Raw genomic sequence first — 1,684 nt, 5'->3', positions numbered from 1 at the left:
TTGACCCACTCACGCACCGCCGTCTCGGTCAGGTCGAAGTCCTGGCTGACCTGCCGCAGCGTGCGGTCACCTCGCTGGCACAACTCGACGATCTCAGCCTTGAACTCCGGCCTCAACGAACGCCGAGGCCGAGGCCGAGGCCGCTTCTTCCCCATACTCTCCATGATGCTGGACATCCTCCCGGAGACCCCAGGTCCCCTGCTCTCGGATGTCCGTCAAAACGGGGCAGGCCCAAGTACTTCGACGTGGGCCAGAGCCGCTCGCTGCCCTGGCAACGCCGAGCCCAGGCCAACACTCTTCTCTCTGCGCTACGTAACCCACGTCGGGGCTTCTCCGCCGTGGTGGTAGGGAAACCCCACCGGGCCTTCTACGGCAACCAGTTCGGTCTCACGGTGCCACTATTCGCGCACTACGGCGTCGAACTCTGGGTACCCGAGATCGGCGGCCCCATCGACCCCGACAACGAGGCACACGAACTTGTCATGTCCGTCTTCGGCGGCATGAGCAAAGGCGAACGCAACCGCATCAAGCTGCGCGTCCGCACCGCCATGGCCGCCCAGACACTCCTGGAAGGCCGATACCTCGGCGGACGCCCGCCATACGGCTACACCCTGCGCGATCTCGGCCCTCACCCCAACCCCGCGAAGGCCGCCGACGGCAAACACCTCCGCGGGCTCACCCCGGATGCCCAGACCTCCCCCATCGTCCGGCGGATCTTCGACGAATTCCTCGCCGGCTACGGACTATTCGCCATCGCCGAAGGACTCACCGCCAACTACGTGCCCTGCCCCTCGGCACACGACCGGGCCCGCAACAGACACCGCAGCGGCATCGCCTGGTCTAAGAGCGCCATCCGCGTCATCCTCACCAACCCCCGCTACACCGGCCGGCAGGTGTGGAACAAGCAACGCACCGACGAAGTCCTCCTCGACGTCGACGACGTCGCACTGGGCCACACCAGCGTCATGCGCTGGAACACGCGTGACAAGTGGGTGGTCTCGAAGGAGATCACCCACCCACCTCTGATCGACGACGAGACCTTCGAGCAAGCGCAAGCCCTACTCACCCGTCGCGCAAAAGCCGTCGACCGTCAGGAGCGCCAACGCCGCGCCCGCAACCCCTACGTCTTCCGGGGGATGATCTACTGCGCCGTCTGTCAGCGACGCATGCAAGGCCAGTACAACCACGGCGCCGCCTACTACCGCTGCCGCTTCCCTCAGGAATACGCCCTGGCCAACGAGATCGAACACCCCCGCAACGTCTACCTGCGCGAGGACGCCCTCACCGACCCGCTCGACGAGTGGCTGGCATCCGCGTTCACCCCGGACCACCTTGACCAAACGATCACCGCCATGTGCGACGCCCAACCAACGGACACAACGCCACAGACGGCCGCAGCGCAGGCCACGATCGCGGCCTGTGACGCAAAGCTCGCCCAGTACCGGGCTGCCCTCGACGCTGGCGCAGATCCCGCACTAGTCACCGGTTGGATCACTCAAACCCAGGCCGAACGGACACGAGCCGAAGCTGATCTTCAAACGACCCAGCAGACAGAGCCCCGCCGGATGAGCCGCTCCCAGATCGCTGACTTAGAACTCCTAACTAAATGATGTTGGGCGTGTCCTCTGGGGGTGTGAGGCTCGTTCTGTCTGAACGTGAGGAGGGGTGAGCAGCCGCCGTGGAT

At 65.2% G+C, this 1,684-nt stretch carries 1 protein-coding gene; it reads left to right on the top strand.

Features of this window, described 5'->3' with window-relative positions:
- The first annotated feature begins 245 nt into the window (after positions 1-245).
- The gene (locus tag ACIBEF_RS32380) at positions 246-1,610 is read left to right on the top strand and encodes a recombinase family protein (protein WP_396797224.1); all 1,365 of its coding nucleotides are present in this window, start codon (positions 246-248) and stop codon (positions 1,608-1,610) included.
- Positions 1,611-1,684: the final 74 nt, after the last annotated feature.

The organism is Micromonospora sp. NPDC050795 (assembly GCF_044456785.1).
Classification (GTDB): domain Bacteria; phylum Actinomycetota; class Actinomycetes; order Mycobacteriales; family Micromonosporaceae; genus Micromonospora.
The sequence above is the reverse complement of the archived record's forward strand: the minus strand, read 5'-3'. Positions and strand labels throughout refer to the sequence as shown.